General features: G+C 62.1%; 14 protein-coding genes. 5 read left to right on the top strand and 9 right to left on the bottom strand.

From position 1 onward, the window contains the following. Nucleotides 1-110: 110 nt before the first annotated feature. Nucleotides 111-956: a flagellar motor protein MotD gene (gene motD, locus ABEA02_RS17450; protein ID WP_345534379.1), complete on the bottom strand. Its 846-nt coding sequence runs from the start codon at nt 954-956 to the stop codon at nt 111-113. 156 nt (nt 957-1,112) lie between these two features. On the opposite strand from motD, the gene ABEA02_RS17455 reads away from it, so the two are divergent. Next, nucleotides 1,113-2,372, top strand: a complete 1,260-nt coding sequence (locus ABEA02_RS17455) for a methyl-accepting chemotaxis protein (protein ID WP_345534380.1) — start codon at nt 1,113-1,115, stop codon at nt 2,370-2,372. A gap of 62 nt (nt 2,373-2,434) precedes the next feature. On the opposite strand, the gene dapB is transcribed toward ABEA02_RS17455, so the two are convergent. Together dapB and ABEA02_RS17465 are read right to left on the bottom strand one after the other, a co-directional pair. Further along, nucleotides 2,435-3,238 (bottom strand): 4-hydroxy-tetrahydrodipicolinate reductase, encoded by an 804-nt coding sequence (dapB, locus tag ABEA02_RS17460; protein ID WP_345534381.1) that lies wholly within the window; start codon nt 3,236-3,238, stop codon nt 2,435-2,437. 15 nt (nt 3,239-3,253) lie between these two features. Next, complete coding sequence (locus ABEA02_RS17465) at nt 3,254-3,571, bottom strand: outer membrane protein assembly factor BamE (protein WP_345534382.1); 318 nt, start codon at nt 3,569-3,571, stop codon at nt 3,254-3,256. Between the two features lie 205 nt (nt 3,572-3,776). On the opposite strand from ABEA02_RS17465, the gene fur reads away from it, so the two are divergent. Next, nucleotides 3,777-4,205, top strand: a complete 429-nt coding sequence (gene fur, locus ABEA02_RS17470) for a ferric iron uptake transcriptional regulator (RefSeq protein ID WP_345534383.1) — start codon at nt 3,777-3,779, stop codon at nt 4,203-4,205. Nucleotides 4,206-4,309: 104 nt separating this feature from the next. Here the strand turns inward: fur and pnp are convergent, their stop codons facing one another. From pnp to ABEA02_RS17490, 4 genes are all read right to left on the bottom strand, one after another. After that, complete coding sequence (pnp, locus tag ABEA02_RS17475; RefSeq protein WP_345534384.1) at nt 4,310-6,421, bottom strand: polyribonucleotide nucleotidyltransferase; 2,112 nt, start codon at nt 6,419-6,421, stop codon at nt 4,310-4,312. A 220-nt stretch (nt 6,422-6,641) separates the two neighbouring features. Beyond that, entirely contained in the window at nt 6,642-6,911 is a 270-nt protein-coding gene (gene rpsO / locus ABEA02_RS17480) for a 30S ribosomal protein S15 (RefSeq protein ID WP_345534385.1), read from the bottom strand. Nucleotides 6,912-6,984: 73 nt separating this feature from the next. After that, nucleotides 6,985-7,518, bottom strand: coding sequence for a peptide deformylase (gene def / locus ABEA02_RS17485; protein ID WP_345534386.1), 534 nt, complete (start codon nt 7,516-7,518; stop codon nt 6,985-6,987). Continuing rightward, nucleotides 7,518-8,261: an S-methyl-5'-thioinosine phosphorylase gene (locus ABEA02_RS17490; protein ID WP_345534387.1), complete on the bottom strand. Its 744-nt coding sequence runs from the start codon at nt 8,259-8,261 to the stop codon at nt 7,518-7,520. Before ABEA02_RS17490 ends, def begins: the two co-directional genes overlap by 1 nt. Before the next feature lie 385 nt (nt 8,262-8,646). Between ABEA02_RS17490 and ABEA02_RS17495 the strand changes: the two genes are divergently transcribed. The 3 genes from ABEA02_RS17495 to ABEA02_RS17505 all read left to right on the top strand — a co-directional run bounded on the left by ABEA02_RS17495 (nt 8,647) and on the right by ABEA02_RS17505 (nt 12,362). Then, nucleotides 8,647-10,494: a pectate lyase family protein gene (locus ABEA02_RS17495; RefSeq protein WP_345534388.1), complete on the top strand. Its 1,848-nt coding sequence runs from the start codon at nt 8,647-8,649 to the stop codon at nt 10,492-10,494. Nucleotides 10,495-10,625: 131 nt separating this feature from the next. Next, on the top strand, nt 10,626-11,456 hold the full coding sequence (gene trhO, locus ABEA02_RS17500) for an oxygen-dependent tRNA uridine(34) hydroxylase TrhO (protein WP_345534389.1): 831 nt from the start codon (nt 10,626-10,628) through the stop codon (nt 11,454-11,456). Between the two features lie 3 nt (nt 11,457-11,459). Then, on the top strand, nt 11,460-12,362 hold the full coding sequence (locus tag ABEA02_RS17505; RefSeq protein WP_345534390.1) for a pseudouridine synthase: 903 nt from the start codon (nt 11,460-11,462) through the stop codon (nt 12,360-12,362). 200 nt (nt 12,363-12,562) lie between these two features. Here ABEA02_RS17505 and ABEA02_RS17510 read toward each other — a convergent pair whose 3' ends face one another. Together ABEA02_RS17510 and ABEA02_RS17515 are read right to left on the bottom strand one after the other, a co-directional pair. Then, complete coding sequence (locus tag ABEA02_RS17510; protein WP_345534391.1) at nt 12,563-13,738, bottom strand: acetyl-CoA C-acetyltransferase; 1,176 nt, start codon at nt 13,736-13,738, stop codon at nt 12,563-12,565. A 79-nt stretch (nt 13,739-13,817) separates the two neighbouring features. Further along, nucleotides 13,818-14,735 (bottom strand): LysR substrate-binding domain-containing protein, encoded by a 918-nt coding sequence (locus tag ABEA02_RS17515; RefSeq protein ID WP_345534392.1) that lies wholly within the window; start codon nt 14,733-14,735, stop codon nt 13,818-13,820. Between the last annotated feature and the right edge of the window lie 160 nt (nt 14,736-14,895).

Genomic DNA, 14,895 nt, shown 5'->3' on the forward strand with positions numbered 1-14,895 from the left:
CAGGAGAACGCTTGCCATCAGGGCGGGAAAGTCGAAGAAAGCTCACTGCGGCCAGTCATGACAAGAACGCTGTCATGATGCCTCAACTCCCTTGCCCTCCGGGGAATTGATCAGGGATTGGAGGACGGGAGGCTGAGATCCGCCGGCATGCCCAGCGCCCCGCCAGACGCATCAGGCGGCGATGCCGTATCGTCAGTCGCCACTTCGGGCAGCATCGACTCGATGAGGATCGTCACGCGACGATTCCGCGCACGCCCCTCGGCGTTGCCGTTGTCGGCAATGGGGCGCTGATCGCCATAACCCGCCGCCGTCAGCCGACGCGGATCAACACCGCTACCGACGAAGAGACGTACTACGGACGAGGCACGCACAGCGGACAGCTCCCAGTTCGACGGGAAGGACGAGCTTTTGATCGGCAGGGTATCGGTATGCCCCTCCACCGTGATGGGGAAATCGGCCTGCGCCAGCACACTGGCTACGGCTTGCAAGGCGCGTGTCGCCTGCGCACCAAGCGTTGCGTCCCCTGGCTGGAAGAGCACACTGGCGTTGATCTCGACTGACACGCCGTGCACGCCCTCCGTCACGTGCACGGCACCGCCTTGCACAAGGGGTTCCAGCACGCGCTTGATGTCTTCGGCCATGTTGCGCACTTTCTCGCGCTGCTTCTTGCGTGCAGCGTCGCGAGCCGCGTCGGCCGCTGACACTTTCTGCCTCAACGCGGCAACGGGCATGCCGTTGGGCGCCGGGGGCGAAATCATGACCATGCCGACCACGTTCGCATCGGCGCGAAAGGCCTGGACTATGGAGTCGGACAATACGCGATACTTGCCCTCGTTGACCGAGCTGACGGCATACATCACGACGAAGAATGCAAACAACAGGGTAATGAAGTCCGCGTACGAAACGAGCCAGCGCTCGTGGTTCTCGTGCTCTTCCTCTTCACGGCGCCTGCCCATCTGCGACCCCTGACATCTGGTGATATCCGGTAACTACGGCAAACAGAACGCGACTCTTGATCCAGTGCGTCAAAATTCGCAGCCGGTCCCCCTAAAGGGGCTCCGGCGTTTGCCGTAATCCGTCGGGTAGGTACCAGACCGGCACAGGAGCGTTTCATGGGCAGCACATTCAACAGCATGCGGAATCAGCTTCTGCTGGTTTCCGGCGCCGGCACGACCTTCGTCTTGCTGACAGCGGGCATCCTGGTCTCCTCCCTCTCCGGCAGCATCGATATGCTTGGGCAAGCGCTGCAGAAAGCCAGCGCGGGCAATGCTGCTACTCAAGCGGTACTGGGCAGCGCGAGCAACGCGATGTGGGTCGGCTGCATCGTAATGGGCCTGGTATGCATCGTTGCGTTCAGTAGCTTCATGTGGGTGCTGCAGACTCACCTGGTGCGCCGTACCCAGCTCCTGGCAGATGATCTGAAGCGCCTTGCCGCCGGCGATTTCAGTCGTGCGGTGAGCCTCGAGCACTGCACGGAGTTCGCACTTGTTGCCGCCTCGGCTGAGACGATACGCAAAGACCTCGGCAGCCTGATCGCCCAGATGCGCGAGGGCGCGGTCACTCTCAAGCAGGGAGTCGATGCCGTAGCGGACGACGCGGTCAAGGTCTCCGATTCCTCGCTCGAGCAGTCCCAGGCCGCCAGCTCGACTGCGGCGTCGATGCAGGCGCTGTCGCGCTCAATGGACGACATCACCGAAAACGCCGAGAACGCCAATCGACTCTCTCACGATAGCCTCAAGCAATCCCGCAACGTGCAGAACAAGCTGGAGGACGTGAAAGAGGTCATCGAAGAGACTGCGCACGTGATTCAGCGCGTTGCCACCGCATCACAGGAGTCCCTGCGCAGCATGCAGCGCATCAGCTCGATGACACGCCAGGTGCGTGAAATCGCCGACCAGACCAATCTGCTGGCCCTTAATGCCGCCATCGAAGCCGCGCGCGCCGGGGAGGCGGGTCGTGGCTTCGCCGTGGTGGCCGACGAGGTACGCAAACTGGCCGAAAAATCGGGACAGTCCGCGGCAGAGATCGACGCCATCACCGCCACACTCAATGCTCAGGCCGTCGATCTTGAAAGCTCGGTCGCACACGGGCTGACCACCATCGGCAACAGCCGGGCAGGCATGGACGAGACCATGGCCGCGCTGGCCAATGCTACAGATGCCGTAGCCCGTGCAACCAGCGAGCTCGATGCCATTGCCCCCGCAGTGCGCGCGCAGAACAACGCCAACAGCGAGATCGCCAACAACATCGACCGCATCGCTCGCATGGTTGAAAACAATAACAACGCTGTGGCCAGCATGACCCATTCGGCTGAGAAATTGCACACCCTCTCCGGCAAGCTCAACAGCGTCGCCGGCGCCTTCAGGCTCTGACTGAATGTCCAAGAAAAAAGCCGCAGGCATGCCTGCGGCTTTTTTGTCGACGCCTCAAACGCTCAGGTCAACCCCAGCACGTCCTGCATGTCGTAAAGACCATTCTTGCGTCCCTTGAGGAACAGCGCCGCACGCATCGACCCCGTCGCATAGGGCATGCGGCTACCCGCCTTGTGCGAGATCTCGACGCGCTCACCCAATGCCGCGAAGGTCACCGTGTGATCACCCACGATGTCGCCACCACGCACCGTCGCAAAACCGATGGTGTTTGCATCACGTTCGCCCGTCACGCCCTCACGGCCATAAACAGCGCACTTTTCCAGGTCGCGGCCCAAGCCGCGCGCCACCACTTCACCCATGCGCAGCGCCGTGCCGGACGGGGCGTCTACCTTGAATCGGTGATGCGCCTCATAGACCTCGACGTCGTAGCCGCTGTTGAGAATCTGCGCCGCCACTTCCAGCAGCTTGAAGACAGCATTCACGCCCACGGCCATGTTCGGTGCGAAGACGATGGGAATCTCATGTGCGGCTTCCGCAATCAGCGCTTTTTCTTCGGCCTTGAAACCCGTGGTGCCGATCACCAGGCCCTTGCCGGCTGAGCGTGCGGCCTGCAGGTGCAAGAGCGTTGCCTCGGGACGCGTGAAGTCGATCAGGCAGTCGGCCTTGGCAAAAGCTTCGGCCACGTTGGAACTGATCGCCACGCCGGTATTCACACCGTTGAATTCGCCAGCGTCTCGGCCAATCCATACGCTATCAGCACGATCCAGCGCCGCAACCAGCTGGACCCCTTCGGTCTGCAGGCTCGCCTCGATGAGCATGCGCCCCATGCGGCCGGAGCTACCGGCAATTGCAAGTTTGACTGTCATGAAAATTCCCGGTGATCAGGGTTTTGCAGCGGGCTGCGAAGCAGCGTCCGGCGTCACGGCAGCAATCACGTCACCTTCGATGCTGACCAGCTTGCCATCCGCAAACATCAACGTAACGCGACGCGACTCCTCCAGCTTGCCCTTGGGGGAAAAGCGATAGACGTAGTCCCAGCGATTGTTGCGGAACGGATCCTGCAACAGCGGGCTGCCCATGATGAAACGCACCTGCTCCTCAGTCATGCCGGGACGCAGCTGGAACACCATCTCCTGAGAGATCTGGTTGCCCTGGCGGATGTCCACCCGGTAGAGGGAGAAGCAGGCCGACAGCGTCATTGCCAGCAGCAAAGGAGCCGCCCAGACGCACGCAGTCCTGCATGCCGCAACAAGCTTGCCTGTATGTCCCTTATTGATCATTGCCGCCACTATCGATCCCTGCCCGAAGTACCCGAATGCGCATGGCAGATGCGCCAAACGCGAGCCTGAGACTATATCATAGGGGCCAAGGCGCTCTTCCCGCGCCACCCCATCGGAGCTCACCATGGCCTCCCCCCAGAGCCTCAAGAACATGGGCCTCAAGGCCACCCTGCCGCGCCTGAAGATCCTTGATCTTTTCCAACGCAGCAATGAACGTCACCTGACCGCCGAAGACGTCTACCGCCTGCTGCTGGCGGAGGAGCTGGATGTCGGCCTGGCCACGATATACCGCGTCCTGACACAATTCGAACAGGCAGGCCTGCTCAAGCGCCACCATTTCGAATCGGGCAAAGCCGTTTTCGAACTTAACGAAGGCCAGCACCACGACCACATCGTCTGTCTGGACTGCGGCCATGTGGAAGAGTTCTTCGATACTTCCATTGAAGAGCGCCAGCATTCGGTAGCCGAAGAACGTGGCTTCAAGCTGCGCGACCATGCCATGCACCTGTACGCCGAGTGCACCCGCAAGGATTGCCCCAACCGCAAGAGCTGATTGAGAAGGTCTTCAACGCAAGAGCGTCAGCGCGAACCCTCGGCCGCAAGAAAATGCCCCGCGTTGCGGGGCATTTTCTTTACTGCGTGGCGCGCTTCGGCAGATCACTCTGCTGCAGCAGGCGCCTCTTCCGTGAGCAAGGCCTTCATCGACAGCTTGACCTTGCCGCGCTCGTCGGTCTCGAGCACCTTGACGCGCACGACCTGACCTTCCTTGAGGTAGTCGGACACGGCATTGACGCGCTCCTTGGCGATCTGTGAGACGTGCAGCAGGCCATCGCGACCCGGCATGATGTTCACGATGGCGCCGAAGTCGAGGATACGCACGACCGGGCCTTCGTAGATCTTGCCGACTTCGACTTCAGCGGTGATCGCGTCGATGCGGCGACGTGCTTCGTCAGACTTGGCTTGATCGGTCGAGGAGATGGTCACGGTACCATCGTCCTGGATGTCGATGACGCAACCGGTTTCTTCGGTCAGCGCACGGATCACGGCGCCACCCTTGCCGATCACGTCGCGGATCTTCTCGGGGTTGATCTTGAACGACGTCATGCGCGGCGCGTAGGCCGACAGTTCGCCCGGGGCTCCGCCCTGCGCCTGGTTCATCAGGTTCAGGATGTGCAGACGGCCCTCCTTGGCCTGCTCCAGCGCCTTGTTCATGATGGCCGGGCTGATCGAGTCGATCTTCAGGTCCATCTGCAGTGCGGTCACGCCAGTGGTGGTGCCTGCCACCTTGAAGTCCATGTCGCCGAGGTGATCTTCGTCACCAAGGATGTCGGTCAGCACGGCGAAGCGGCCACCGTCCTTGATCAGGCCCATCGCGATACCGGCGACGGGTGCCTTCAGCGGCACGCCGGCGTCCATCATGGCGAGCGAACCGCCGCAGACGGAAGCCATCGACGAGGAGCCGTTCGATTCCATGATTTCAGACACGACGCGGATCGTGTAACCGAATTCAGCGGCATCCGGCAGCACGGCAGCGAGTGCGCGCTTGGCCAGACGACCGTGGCCGATTTCGCGACGCTTCGGCGAACCGACGCGGCCGGTTTCACCGGTCGAGTACGGGGGGAAGTTGTAGTGGAGCATGTAGCGCTCTTTGTACTCACCCGTGATCGCGTCGATGATCTGCTCGTCGCGGCCGGTGCCCAGTGTAGCGACGACAAGTGCTTGCGTCTCACCACGCGTAAAGAGCGCGGAGCCATGCGTGCGCGGCAGCACGCCAGTGCGGATGTCGATGCCACGCACGGTGCGCGTGTCGCGGCCATCGATACGCGGCTGACCTTCAAGGATGCGGCTGCGAACGATCTTCGATTCGAGTTCGAAGATCACGTTCTTGACGTCGTTATCCTTCGGCGCCCCTTCTTCGCCCGTCACCAGGGCGGCGATGGCCTTCTTGGTCACTTCCTTGAGCATCGCGCTGCGGGCCGACTTGCTGGTCGTGCCGAAAGCGGCCTCAAGGTCGGCCTGGGCAACTTCGCGCACACGCGCCACCAGGTTTTCGTCCTTTGGCGGAGCTACCCAGTCCCAAGCCGGCTTGCCGGCAACTTCGACGAGTTCGTGAATGGCCTGGATGGCCTTCTGCATTTCCTGATGACCGAACACCACGGCGCCAAGCATCACGTCTTCGGGAAGCTGCTGGGCTTCGGACTCCACCATCAGCACGCCGACTTCAGTACCGGCAACAACCAGATCCATCTGGCTGGTCTGGAGTTGCGTAGCGGTGGGGTTGAGGATGTACTGCCCGTCGGCGTAACCGACGCGTGCGGCGCCGATCGGGCCATTGAACGGAATACCGGAGATTGCGAGGGCGGCCGAAGTTGCCAGCATCGCCGGGATGTCGCCATCCACTTCGGGGTTTTGCGACAGCACGGTCGCAACGACCTGCACTTCGTTGTAGAAACCTTCCGGGAAGAGCGGGCGAATCGGACGGTCGATCAGGCGCGAAGTCAGCGTTTCCTTCTCGGTCGGACGACCTTCACGCTTGAAGAAGCCGCCGGGGATACGGCCCGCGGCGTAGAACTTCTCCATGTAGTCGACGGTGAGGGGGAAGAAGTCCTGACCCGGCTTCGGGTCCTTGGCACCCACGACGGTGGCGATGACAACGGTGTCGTCCATCGTCACGATAACGGCGCCGTGAGCCTGGCGAGCAACCTCGCCGGTTTCGAAGGTCACGGTATGCTGGCCGTACTGGAAGCTTTTCTTGATGGCTGTAGGCACTTTGAATTCCTTTCTATGACGTACGCGCACCGCAACTGGCGCGCGCGGGGGCGAGTCGCTGGATCAGTCTTGCAAGGAAGGCGTCAGGCCGGTGGGGGAGCGAACCGCAGAGAACCAGAAATGCAAAAAGCCGGCTTGCCCACTCGGGTGCCGGCTTGGTCCGCCTAGTTCGGGAACGCCCGATTCATGACTGAACGGGCGCCACGACCGGCCAGAAACATTACTTGCGCAGACCCAGACGATCGATGAGGCTGCGGTAACGGTCGAACTCTTTGCCCTTCAGGTAGTCCAGCAGCTTGCGGCGCTGGCTAACCATCTTGAGCAGACCACGGCGCGAGTGGTGGTCTTTGGTGTTGGCCTTGAAGTGGTCGGTCAGGCCGTTGATGCGGGCGGTCAGCAGTGCAACTTGCACTTCGGGGGAGCCGGTGTCGCCCTTGGCTTGCTGGAAGTCGCCGACGATCTTCGCCTTGTCTGCAGCGGTGATTGCCATAATCTCTACTCTTTTGGTCTCACTAGGTAAGTCCGCGAGCTTAATACGAAACCAACAGCTTACGCAAGCCCTGTCAATCATCAGGCTGCCCGGCCAGCTCGGGAAACAGCACTTCAGTGAAGCCGAACTGGCGCAGGTCGCGGATACGTCGCGGATAGAGAATGCCGTCCAGGTGATCGCATTCATGCTGGACGACGCGGGCATGAAAACCGCTCACTTCGCGCCGGATCGGTGCACCGAACTGGTCGAATCCGCTGTAACGCAACTGGACGTAACGCGGCACCAGACCGCGCATGCCGGGCACGGACAAGCAACCCTCCCAGCCCTCCTCTTCTTCGTCAGAGAGCGCTTCCAGTACCGGGTTGAGCAGCACCGTCTCAGGGACAGCCGCCGCATCGGGGTAACGCGGGTTGCTACCAAAGCCGAAGATCACAAGGCGCAGATCCACGCCGATCTGCGGCGCGGCCAAGCCGACACCCCGTTCGTGACGCATGGTGTCAAACATATCGGCGATCAACGCATGCAGTTCCGGCGTATCGAAAGCCGCGACCTCCCGGGCCCGTTGAAGCAACCGGGCGTCCCCCATGCGTAGAACCGGGCGAATCATTATTCCGGCAAAGCGCAGAGTTGCTCAAGCACCAGGCGCACTCGGACCATCGCTTCTTGCAAGGTCGCCTCGATGTCGCTCATGGCAATGCCGCCAGCACTGCTGGCACGACCTGCCGCATGATTGGCCACAACGGCGATGGCGGCGTAAGGGATGTCCAGCTCCCGCGCCAGCGCGGCTTCAGGCATGCCGGTCATACCGACCATGTCGGCGCCATCCCGCTCCAGGCGATTGATCTCAGCCGCACTCTCCAGTCGCGGCCCTTGTGTCGTCGCATAAACCCCGCCATCAAGAACCGGCTGCCCGGCAGCCTGCGCGGCTCGCAGAATACGGGTGCGCAAAGCTGCGTCATAGGGCTCAGTGAAGTCGATGTGCACGACTTTCGAGTCCGAGCCGTCGAAATAAGTCGCCTTGCGGCCCCATGTGTAGTCCAGCACCTGACTCGGGACTGCCAGCATGCCAGGCCCCAGATCAGCGCGGATGCCCCCCACCGAAGCGACCGACACGATGCCCTCGGCCCCTGCCTGCTTGAGCGCCCAGATGTTTGCGCGGTAATTCACGGCATGCGGCGGAATGGAGTGCCCATATCCATGGCGCGCAAGGAAGACCACCTGTTTGCCGCCAACCTGGCCGAAGAGCAAGGGACCAGAAGGCTCGCCATAGGGCGTACGGACAACCTCACGGCGCTCTTCATCCAGACTCGATAACTTGCTGAGCCCACTGCCGCCAATGATCGCAAACATGCCAAACCTCAAGCCACACAAGGGTTTCGATCTTATCACGCAGCCCCACTCAATCCTGGCGTGCGGCCATGGCGCAGCACAACAGGAATTCGAAATCAGTGCATCCCGGCGTGCGCACTTGATTTGCCGGTATTGGCAAAAATCATGGAGTCATTTACGGTTGCACTGCAGCATGCCAAAGGCATTAATACAGAGCGCAGCGCAAGCAACGACGGGCGTTCCGGGCGGCCAAACAATTAATTGAATTTTAGAACTTTCGTTGCTTTGACGATTTTGTAGGCATATGATCAGCCCCGTCCTCGGACGAGTCAGCCACACACAGAAGGTGGCCTGCCTGTGCCAAGGATCCAGATAACGCCAAGAAACAGGCACAGGAGACATGATGATGAATCGCAACGCCCTCGTCGTTGCGGCTCTGGCACTGGTCAGCACCAGCGCCTTCGCCGCCGACTACCCCTCCGGTTACACCAAGTGCGTCCAGAACACCGGCGCCACCTGCACCATGACCGGCACCCGCTCCACCGCGCTCGGCAAGAACGACGTGTTCGTTTATGCCGTCAAGACCGGCAGCTTCGTCTGCTCCAGCGCCAACTACCCTACAAACACCTACCCGTCGTCGGCATGGTGTTCGTACAGCAACACCACGACCAGCAGCAGCTCCAGCAGCGTCGCCTCCTCGGTGGCCAGCTCCAGCGTCGCGTCTAGCGTTGCCTCCAGTTCCTCGTCCTCCAAGTCGAGCTCGAGCGTTGCCTCCAGCGTAGCGTCATCCAGCGTCGCTTCGTCGGTCGCCAGCTCCAGCGTGGCCTCCTCGGTTGCGAGTTCCGTCGCCAGCGGCACCGTTGACGCCAAGACCCTGACCGGCGCCAGCACCCCGTTCCAGAGTGCCAACTACGGCGTACGTAACTACTCCGCCCCGGTCAAGGACAGCAATGGCCATGATCCAGCCAACTACAAAGCTGCCCCCGTGCTGCCCACTTGGCAGTTCGCCACCAGCGACCCCACCGGCGGCAAGCTGACCTTCGAACGCGAAGTCGCGCCCGCCAACGGTTGGCATACCTGGTCGCGCAAGGGCAAGGTCACCGTCACAGGTGGTTCGGGCGCTACGGCCAGCCGCGTCTACACGGTGTTCAACGGCCAACAGCTCGTCGCCGCAATCAACGAAGCGCAGAACGATCCGAAGATCATCCGCGTCGTCGGTCACATCGATCTGCGCTGGAGCAGCAACAACACCGTCTTCAAGGAATACACCAGCTATTCCGACCAGAAGATGGGTGGCTCGATCATGCTGCCGTCCAACACCACTCTCGTCGGCATCAATGACGCACAAGGTCGCCCGGCCCGCATCACGGGTACAACGATCCTGATCGGCAGCGAACTGGCCAACGGCGCGGTCGATGCAGAAACGGGCTACAAGGCCTGGATCGCTGCGGGCAAGGACTCGGAAGACTATCCGACCTGGACGCGCAACATCATCATCCGCAACCTGGTGATCGACGCACCGTGGGACGTGAACCCGGAAGACTCGGCCAACGCCTACGCTGACGCCATGACCCTGTCGCGCGCCCAGAACATCTGGATCGACCACGTGTCGATGGGCGACGGTGACACGCCGGATTCGCTGGCCTCCGACACCCGTCACGATGGCCTGCTCGACATCGTTCGCGGTTCGGACTACGTCACCGTCAATGGCAGCTATTTCTTCAAGCACCACAAGACCACGCTCATCGGCAACGGTGACTCGGGTCGTGCCTGGAGCGATGACGGCCGCCTGCATGTCACGCTGTCGAACAACTTCTACGACCGTCTTGAGTCGCGTCTGCCACTGAACCGTTACGGCCAGGTGCACATGTTCAACAACTACATCTACGGCCTGACCGACAGCGGTGTGTCGGCTGACCTCAAGTTCGGCAGCGGCGTGGATCCGCGCTACAAGTCGAACATGCTGCTGGAGAACATGTACTTCGAGATCACCGCTCTGGCCACCGACAGCTTCTGCAAGAAGGCCATTGACGGCGGCAACGGCACCAACCCGATCGGCTTCCGCTCCTCGGGCCACCAACTCCTGTCGAACAAGGGTGGCAACACCACCCCGATCGCCTGGGACGGTCAGTGCGGCTATGCTGTGCCGACGGGTGCCAACGTCTGGACCCCGCCTTACACCTACACGCTGCAAACCGCGACCGCCGCCAAGGCTTCGGTTGTGGCTAACGCCGGTGCAGGCAAGCTGAAGTAATTCACCAGGACGCCCCGCGAGGGGCGCCACTGCAGCATTAGCTGTACCTGGGGCAGACCGCGAGGTCTGCCCTTTTTGTTTGCGCGCTGTCGCGCGTATCATCGCGGGCGTTACAACCGCGTCTCCGTACCATGCATCCCCCCGCCATCACCACGCCGCTGCAATTCATCTCGTTCTACAAGTTCGTGCAGATCCCGGACCCAGACGCATGCTGCGCGCTGCTGCACAAGATCACGCAGGGTCTGCTCGGCAGCATCCTCGTGGCACACGAAGGCATCAACGGCATGCTCGCCGCCTCGGGCGAAGCGCTCGACCAGTTCGAGAAAAGTCTCAGCGAAGATCCGCGCTTCGAATCACGCTTCACCGGCATCCACTTCAAGCGCAGCGAATGCCGTACGCAGCCCTTCGGGCGCCTGAAGATCAAGCACAAACCGGAGATCGTGCCGCTGGGTATTCCCGACGTGGATGCCACCAGCAAGACCGGCATCGACCTCGACCCCGAGCAGTGGCGCGAACTCATCGCGCAGGATGACGTCGTCCTGCTCGACAACCGCAACAGCTTCGAATTCCGCCTTGGGCGCTTCCGCAACGCCATCGATCCCGGCGTCACCAACTTCCGCGACTTCTCGCGCTATGTCGAAGAACACCTCGACGAGTGGAAAAGCAGCGGCAAGAAAGTCGCCATGTATTGCACCGGCGGCATCCGCTGCGAAAAAACCAGCGCCTGGATGCTCGACCTCGGCATGCCCGTCTACCAGCTCAAGGGCGGCATCCTCAACTTCTTCGAAAAGCTGCCCGACGCCGAACGCGATTGGGAGGGCGAGTGCTTCGTATTCGACAACCGCATCGCGCTCGACACGAAGCTGCGCGAGACCGACACCACGGCGGCTGACGTCTATGGCGATCACCCCGACGAGGTCTGGCGCCTGCAGCGCGCCGAGCGACTCAACGACAGCGAGTAGTCAATGAATGCGCCCCTGCCACATCGCAATGGCGTGGGGCCAAGCTGCGTGGCACTGCCCCCGGGCAAATGGCTCACGGTAGCCGCGTTCCTCATCGAGCGCTTCCCGAAAGTGTCGCCCGAAGAATGGGCGCAGCGCATGCAGCGCGGAGAAGTGCGTGAAGATGGCGGCGCTGTCATCGACTGGCACAGCCGCTACCGCACCAACGCACGCATCTGGTACTACCGCCAGCTCGCCGATGAAGCGCGCGTGCCTTTCGAAGAGCGCGTGCTCTACCAGGACGACTGGATCGTCGTCGCCGACAAGCCCCACTTCCTGCCCGTCACTCCAGGTGGGCGCTACATCGAGGAATGCCTTGTCGCGCGCCTCAAGCGCCGGCTGGGTATCGACTCGCTGGCGCCCGTACACAGGCTGGATCGCGAAACCGCCGGGCTCGTACTGTTCAGCGTAAAGCCCGAAACGCGCGGCACCTACCAGGCCCTGTTCCGCGAGCGCGCCGTGGAGAAGCACTACGAAGCCGTCGTGCGCTTCAACTCCGCTCTCGATTTTCCGCTGCAACACCGCAGTCGGCTCGAAGAATCTGATCACTTCATGCAGATGCGCGAAGTGCCCGGCGAAGCCACCAGCGAGACGCTGATGCAACTCATCGAGACAGATGGCAACAAGGCTCGCCTCGCCCTGCAATTACTCACCGGGAAAAAGCATCAACTACGCGTGCATTGCGCCGCGCTGGGCATGCCAATTCTCAATGACCTGATCTATCCGACGCTGCAGCCGCATGGCCAGGATGATCTTGAGCGGCCGCTGCAGTTGCTGGCCCACTCGCTGGCGTTCAAGGATCCGATAACACAGCGGGAACATGTATTCGAGAGCCAGTTCCAGCTCAATCCGCTGAACAGCGACTGACTCCGCACTCCGTCATTCCCGCGAAGGCGGGAATCCAGTGTCGTGAGCTGCCCTCTTAAAAGTCGCTGGATTCGCGCCTTCGCGGGAATGACAAGGCCTACGACCGCTCGCCGTCCGAACCCTCTGAAGAATTTTGCCAGTCGGAAAACAAAAAGCCCTCCGGACTCCGGAGGGCTTCTCGCCAAGGCGGGCCGTGGAGCTCAGCGCTCAACCGCCAGCGCCACACCCATGCCACCGCCGATACACAGCGAGGCAAAACCCTTCTTCTTGTCGCTACGCTGCATCTCGTGCAGCAGGCTCACGAGGATGCGACAGCCCGATGCACCGATCGGGTGGCCGATGGCGATTGCGCCGCCATTCAGGTTGATCTTAGAGGTGTCCCACTCCATCTCCTTGTTCACGGCTATGGCCTGGGCGGCAAAGGCTTCGTTGATTTCCATCACGTCGGGCGTGTCGATGGTCCAGCCAGCCTTCTGCAGCGCGCGGCGCGATGCCGGTGCCGGGCCGATGCCCATGATGGCGGGGTCGACACCAGCAGTGGCGTAGGAAGCGATCACGGCGAGGATGGGCAGGCCCAGTGCCTTGGCCTTGCTCTCCGTCATCACCATCACGGCAGCCGCGCCGTCGTTGATGCCGGAGGCATTGCCAGCGGTCACCGTGCCGGCCTTGTCAAAGGCGGGCTTGAGGCCGGCCAGCGATTCCACCGTGGTGCCGTACTTGATGTATTCGTCGGCGTCGACAATCACGTCACCCTTCTTCGACGCGATCACCACGGGCACGATTTCGTCCTTGAACTTGCCGGCCTTCTGCGCGGCTTCCGCCTTCTGTTGCGAAGCGGCGGCGAAAGCGTCCTGCTCTTCGCGGCTGATGCTGTATTTCTTGGCCAGATTCTCGGCCGTGACACCCATGTGGTACTGGTTGTACACGTCCCACAGGCCATCGTTGATCATGGTATCGACGAGCTTGGCGTCGCCCATGCGGAAACCGTCGCGCGAGCCGTTCAGCACGTGCGGGCTGGCCGACATGTTTTCCTGCCCCCCGGCGATGACGATCTCTGCGTCGCCACTCTTGATGGCTTGCGCAGCCAGCATCACGGCGCGCAGGCCGGAGCCACAAACCATGTTGATCGTCATGCCCGGCACGCCTTCCGGCAGGCCAGCGCGGATCACAGCCTGGCGCGCCGGGTTCTGGCCAACGCCTGCGGTCAGCACCTGACCGAGGAGCACGTCACTGATCTGGTCACCGGACACGCCTGTCTTGGCCAGCAGGCCGCGAATGACTGTTGCACCCAGTTCTGCCGCGGGCACTTTGGCCAGCGCGCCACCAAACTTGCCCACTGCCGTACGCACGGCACCCACGATCACGATGTTTTCCATGACTTGCTCCAGTTGAGGGGGATTTACTGCTTAGCAGCATTTTACGCTGCGAATCGCTTCGCGCGACATTCGCGACGCTTCAGCTCGCCAACAGGAACTGAGTGATCTCCTGCAACAAGGCCACCGTCTGCCGCTGTAGCTCGGTTGCCGGGCGCTGCGCGCTGACGCCCACAGCCAGCGAAATCTTCATCACCCCCCCGCCCGCCAGACGGATGGGACGGATCGCAAAAGCAGACGGCTTACCAGAGCGCTGCACGGCGTGGCGCGACAGTACGGCCCCGCCCGCGCCGTCCTCCACCAGATCGAGAATCGCCGCCACGCCGTCAATTTCCAGTGCAATGCGCGGCAGCACGCCCGCCTCGACCATACTCGCCTCCACCAGCTTGCGGATGGCATTCGGCTGGCGCGGAATCACCAACGCCCGCCCGGCCAGCTCCTGCATGCTCAGTGGCTCGGGCGGCGGGTCCTCCTGCAAGCCCGGAGGGCGCGCCTCGACGAAGACCAGCTCTTCTTCGGCGAGATAACTCGTCTCGACCCCCTGCCGCGGCGTCGGGTTGTAGAGCACGACAATGTCCGCATGCCCCATCAGCAAGGCATCCTGCAAGCCCACTGTCAGTCCCTCGCTGATCGATACGCGTGCCTGCGGAAAACGCTGCCGGAAAGCCCGTGTGAACGGCACCGCCAGCACGCGCGCTACGCTGGGCGGCAAGCCCAGCGCCACGTGGCCCGCCAGCCCACCACGCGCACGCCCCAGTTCCTCGCGCAGCCGCGCCAACTGGTGCAGGATGCCGCGCCCGTGCTCCAGCAGCAGTTGCCCGGCCTCGGTCGGCGTGGCTCCACGGCCATTGCGCAAAAGCAGGGTCTGGCGCAGCTCCACCTCCAGCAGGCGCACCTGGCGACTGAGCGCTGGCTGGGCCACATCCAGGGCCTGCGCCGCTCGCGTAAAACTGCCTAACTCGGCCACACGCACGAAGTATTCGAGCTGCTTCAGATCCATGCTCGCACCCGGGGAAACCCGCATATCAGAGGCATAGTTATATCACCTTGCTATATCAGTTAGCGAGCCACAACGCTTACGCAGGAACCTCGCGGCTCCCACAATGCGCTCAGCCTTTGGCGCGTGAGGAGTAAGTCGCTTCCCTCACGACGCAGAGATC

It is taken from the genome of Viridibacterium curvum (assembly GCF_039544165.1).
In the GTDB taxonomy this organism is placed as follows: domain Bacteria; phylum Pseudomonadota; class Gammaproteobacteria; order Burkholderiales; family Rhodocyclaceae; genus Viridibacterium; species Viridibacterium curvum.

Bases quoted from the DNA above. Each gene is read 5' to 3' on its own strand.
- ABEA02_RS17490 (WP_345534387.1), bottom strand. From the start codon at position 8,261: ATGTTTGCGATCATTGGCGGCAGTGGGCTCAGCAAGTTATCGAGTCTG.
- motD (WP_345534379.1), bottom strand. From the start codon at position 956: ATGGGCAGGCGCCGTGAAGAGGAAGAGCACGAGAACCACGAGCGCTGG.
- fur (WP_345534383.1), top strand. From the start codon at position 3,777: ATGGCCTCCCCCCAGAGCCTCAAGAACATGGGCCTCAAGGCCACCCTG.
- ABEA02_RS17455 (WP_345534380.1), top strand. From the start codon at position 1,113: ATGGGCAGCACATTCAACAGCATGCGGAATCAGCTTCTGCTGGTTTCC.
- ABEA02_RS17515 (WP_345534392.1), bottom strand. From the start codon at position 14,735: ATGGATCTGAAGCAGCTCGAATACTTCGTGCGTGTGGCCGAGTTAGGC.
- ABEA02_RS17495 (WP_345534388.1), top strand. From the start codon at position 8,647: ATGAATCGCAACGCCCTCGTCGTTGCGGCTCTGGCACTGGTCAGCACC.
- ABEA02_RS17465 (WP_345534382.1), bottom strand. From the start codon at position 3,571: ATGACGCTGTCGGCCTGCTTCTCCCTCTACCGGGTGGACATCCGCCAG.
- rpsO (WP_345534385.1), bottom strand. From the start codon at position 6,911: ATGGCAATCACCGCTGCAGACAAGGCGAAGATCGTCGGCGACTTCCAG.
- trhO (WP_345534389.1), top strand. From the start codon at position 10,626: ATGCATCCCCCCGCCATCACCACGCCGCTGCAATTCATCTCGTTCTAC.
- ABEA02_RS17510 (WP_345534391.1), bottom strand. From the start codon at position 13,738: ATGGAAAACATCGTGATCGTGGGTGCCGTGCGTACGGCAGTGGGCAAG.
- dapB (WP_345534381.1), bottom strand. From the start codon at position 3,238: ATGACAGTCAAACTTGCAATTGCCGGTAGCTCCGGCCGCATGGGGCGC.
- def (WP_345534386.1), bottom strand. From the start codon at position 7,518: ATGATTCGCCCGGTTCTACGCATGGGGGACGCCCGGTTGCTTCAACGG.
- ABEA02_RS17505 (WP_345534390.1), top strand. From the start codon at position 11,460: ATGAATGCGCCCCTGCCACATCGCAATGGCGTGGGGCCAAGCTGCGTG.